A 4318-nucleotide genomic window follows, 5' to 3' on the forward strand; every position below is an offset into this window, starting at 1 on the left:
ACCGTCGGGTGATCGACCAATGGCGTAGGTAGGACCGTCTTGCATCTTATAGAGATAACTCACCGCACCGGTAGCCGACAAATTCTCTATACCAACATTGTCTGCCGCCTCGTCGCTAGAGGCTTTAATACAAGGCGTTCCGGTGCAGTCTGCGCCGTCGTAGTAAACAGCTTCACGAGATGTAAATCGGTCGTCGCGAATACTAATTAAAGCGCGATAATTGCGGTGTTCAGGGTCAGGTGAAAATGGGGGCACTGTGCGGTCAATATAAGGAATCCGCGGCGCTTCATGCTCGTCGTAATCTACGGCCTTACCCAAGATCAAACCATTTGCATCGTAAACCGTCACTTCACGGGACTGCTTCTGCACATACTGTTTAAATAAAGCATCTCGTATTGCGACAATACCGACAAACGTACCAATGACCAAAACCGTACTGATGAGTATCAGTTCAATAGTAATAATAAAACCTTTCTGCCGAGCGCGTTGAGGCTTAGCGCCTGATAAATTCGATTTTTTAACAATATCATTCATGTAAATACAGGCTCCCGCCATTCATTGGTCACAATGCCGTCTGCACCGTTTTTTAAAATAAATCTTTCAGTGTCGTCATTACTTCAATAACTTGAGCACCCGCTGGGTAAAAGATCAGCACGATGAACATGGGGAAGCAAACCATAAGCATAGGCAACATCGATTCCATTGTCTTACGGTTTACTAGCGCCGTTCCCTGTTGCACCTGTCGAGCCCGCAACAATTGTGCTTGCGCGTCCAAAGTATCAGCAACGGGTGAGCCTACTTTAAACCCGACATTCAATACCGCGGCAAGACGGCGCAAATCCACAACCCCAGTACGCTTGGCCAGCCGAGTAAATGCTTCATCGCGAGCGCGACCGGCATCAATTTCACGCAGCAAAAGGCTTACCTCCTGCGCGAGTGGATTTTTACGACTCAAACCGTATTGGGCGGCGCTATCGAAAGCGCGGGTCAAACTTAAACCGGACTTCAAATAGACAACCATCAAATTCACAAAAAACGACAGTGATCGCTCTATTGATGTACGACGACTTTTTCTCGCCATCAAAAACCAGAGATCAATAACAAAAAAACTAATTACGCCTATGAGCAGGACGGTCCAAAGTAAAAGACCCTCCTGAAATATCTCGAGCAATACCATCGGCACCAACACAGCGAGTATTACTTTAGCGATCCAGTAAACCCAAAAAAGCTTTTCCGGAGAATACCCACTTTGCCGAATCAATTTTCGTGGATATATTGAAAAACGTCGCTTTTCATCTTCAATATCAAAAGCGTCGAATTCTTTTTCGGTAACTTGTTCAATGCCGCCCGAGCGCATTTTCAGCGCGATTGCGCCAATAAACATCAGCAGAACAAGAATTCCTAAGTCAAACCACCAGCTTTCGTTCATAGCTCCGTCCTCAGCAAGCGGCGTAACCAAAGGTAGCCAAACACCTGCAGTAATATCGCACCCAAAACGTAGGTAGCGCCGTCGGGGTTATTTTTCAAAGGGTCGAACCAATGGGGCTCCCGCCACAAAAACAAGGGCACGAGTAGATACGGAAGAGCGCCAGTAAATACCGCAGAATAACGAACTCCTGACAATTGGCCAGTAATTAACATCCGCAACCGTAATTGATCGCGAATAAGCTCACTAATCGATTTTAATAATAAACCAAAGTCGCTACCGGAATTCCACTTAGAGATCAGCGCCTGACAAAATAAACGCACCCCTTCAGTGTCATAACGCTTTTGCATGCGATCTACCGCAACGTCGATGGTTAGGCCGTAGTCTAACCGCTCTACAACTTCGGTCAGTTCTTTCTTAATCGCGCCATCTGAGGCATCGGCGGCCACCAATAACGCGTGCCGTGCCGTTACGCCGCCTTGAATAGCCGCCTGAATAAGATCCAATGCGTCTACCAGCCGCTCTTCAAATTTGCGGCGGCGCCACAAACTCAAATCGTTGATTATAAAAAAAGCCATGCAAGTGAAGCCCGCCGCCGCTAACAGCGCGAACTGTCCCATATCTGGAAACAATTCGATAAACAAAAAGTACACGCATGCGCCAAGGATGCCAATGATGGCGATGACTAATATCGGCTCCACTTGTAAATTTAAAGTTCGTAAACTTGCCCGCAATTTAGATGGCTTGCGGGTTCTCACGGGCTTATCTTCAAACAGCACATCTACTGGCGTACTGATCGCAACGCTAACAGTGCGATTACGCAGAAAAAAATACCCCGAATACAAGGCGACACAGACACACAGTGCAACCAGCAGTATATCTATCACGACACCGCACTCCTTACGTCCAGAATGGGCCCGAGATCAATATCAACAGAAAAGCCCTGGGCCTCTACGCGTTCCAAAAAGTCTACCTTCTCGCCGGTGTACCAGTGTTTACCCTGAATACGCCCCTCATCATTGAGGCCCTCGGCTTTAAATCGGAACAATTCTTTGACGGACAACTCACCGCCGTCACGCACCACTTCACCAAGGCTCACCACGCGGCGCGAACCGTCGCGAAAACGCATTACATGCACAACCACCTGAATGGCAGAGGCAATCATTTCCTTAACCGAATCGCGGGGCACACCAGAGTCACTCATTAGTGCTAGGGACTCTAAGCGGCGTAGCACGTCAGCTAGGCTATTGGCGTGAACAGTGGTTAAACTGCCATCATGTCCTACATTCATGGCCTGTAGCATATCCATAACTTCGCCGCCGCGCACCTCACCAACTATGATGCGGTCTGCGCGCATCCGCAATGCAGTTCGAACTAGTTCACGAAGATTAACGCTACCAATACCTTCTAAGTTACCAGGTCGGGACTCAAGGGGAATGACGTGGGGGTGATACAAGCGCAGCTCAGACGTTTCTTCTATAGTGATAATGCGCTCATGATCCGGAATCGATTTAGAAAGCACATTTAACAAGGTGGTTTTACCCGCCGCCGCACTTCCCGCCACAATCACATTCACGCCCGCAGCCACCGCCATTTGCAGAAGATCAAGCATCGGCTGACTGATAAATCCGCCTGTCACAAGATCCGCAGGTTCTATTCTTTCTTTACGGAAACGCCGGATTGAGACAACCGCGCCCTTTGAGCAAAGCGGCGGTATCACCGCATGCAAGCGACTGCCATCGGCTAATTTTGCATCTACCATTGGTGTACTCGCATCAAGGTGTCGGCCTTGAACGCCAATAATACGATCTAAGAATCGCCGCAAATGAGCTTCGTCGTCAAAGCGCGCGCCCGTTTTTTGGAGGCGGCCGGCGCGATCAATCCAAATTTCGTGGGCACCATTGACTAAAATATCGGTAATATCATCTTCCAGCATAAAGGGCGCCAATGGGCCCATGCCACTCAATTCTTCAAGAATTTCGCGCTCGAGTTGATTACGTTCTGCTTGTGATATTTCTACACCGCGATTGCGGCTTAAATCATTAACAATCCATTCTAGTTTCTCTTTTACCTGGCTGGTGTCGCCGAGTGATTTAGCGCCATCGCTGTCTAGCGTATCGATTAAGCGGCGATGCACCATGCCCCTTAGGCGTCGAAAATAATCCGCTCCACCTTTTTCCTTGCTCTCATCGCCCAAAATATTCACCAGTCTATCTCCACTTCAAATTCACTAAGGATCAAGCTATTTTTCACTAAACTTACAGTCGAATATTCACTCTGCTGCGACTCAAACCCGATACTACTTCTATTGAACGGTGGGTTGGCACCGCTCTTACTCGCAGCGGCTGGCCGTCCGCCAGGTCACGACTGCCGTGCAGGACCAAGCTCACCTTATCGTTGCTGCCAATGCTGGCAAGCGGGTAAACATCATCTGGGTAGACCGCAACCACCAAAGACACTCCGGTTCTATTTCCAGACGTATTCTTGGGCTTTTGTTTCAGCATACTAATCGGGCCGCCGCCAGCCGCCGCCTGTGACTTTGCGCTGCCGTCCATCACCCCAATGAGACGAACATCCCGTGCCACAGTTCTTACACCACCGCGGCCCGTCACCAGTACATCTAGGCGATCACCACCGGTCAATTGTGAGTGCGGAATACCGCCAGCATTGGGGATCAGGGTGTACAGCACCCGTCCCTCGGGAATCGCTTGTGCCAGGGTTTTGCGGGCTGGCGCTGGAGCAATATCGTCGGGCTTAAACGTGTCACCCTCTTTTTTAGCAATTTTAAGGCGCTTACCAAACAAAGAGCGCGGATCAGACATAACATTAGCGCCGTCACTAATTCTCGCCTCTTTAAGCATATTTGGCATTATCACCGCGCCCGCGGCAATA

Annotated in this window: 4 protein-coding genes and 1 pseudogene; all 5 read right to left on the reverse strand. The window is 49.3% G+C overall.

The genetic code is table 11. From position 1 onward, the window contains the following. A pseudogene (locus ABYP33_RS17555) lies at positions 1 to 534 on the reverse strand (hypothetical protein); the annotation flags it as partial. Positions 535 to 586: 52 nt separating this feature from the next. Then, entirely contained in the window at positions 587 to 1429 is an 843-nt protein-coding gene (locus ABYP33_RS17560; protein ID WP_373092485.1) for a type II secretion system F family protein, read from the reverse strand. Beyond that, positions 1426 to 2313, reverse strand: coding sequence for a type II secretion system F family protein (locus ABYP33_RS17565; protein WP_373092487.1), 888 nt, complete (start codon positions 2311 to 2313; stop codon positions 1426 to 1428). The genes ABYP33_RS17560 and ABYP33_RS17565 overlap by 4 nt, the downstream gene beginning before the upstream one ends. Then, positions 2310 to 3632, reverse strand: coding sequence for a CpaF family protein (locus ABYP33_RS17570; RefSeq protein ID WP_373092489.1), 1323 nt, complete (start codon positions 3630 to 3632; stop codon positions 2310 to 2312). The genes ABYP33_RS17565 and ABYP33_RS17570 overlap by 4 nt, the downstream gene beginning before the upstream one ends. 52 nt (positions 3633 to 3684) lie before the next feature. Beyond that, positions 3685 to 4318: hypothetical protein (locus ABYP33_RS17575; protein ID WP_373092491.1), on the reverse strand; the 634-nt coding region annotated here is incomplete at its 5' end.

Source organism: Zhongshania sp. (assembly GCF_041584495.1).
In the GTDB taxonomy this organism is placed as follows: Bacteria; Pseudomonadota; Gammaproteobacteria; order Pseudomonadales; family Spongiibacteraceae; genus Spongiibacter.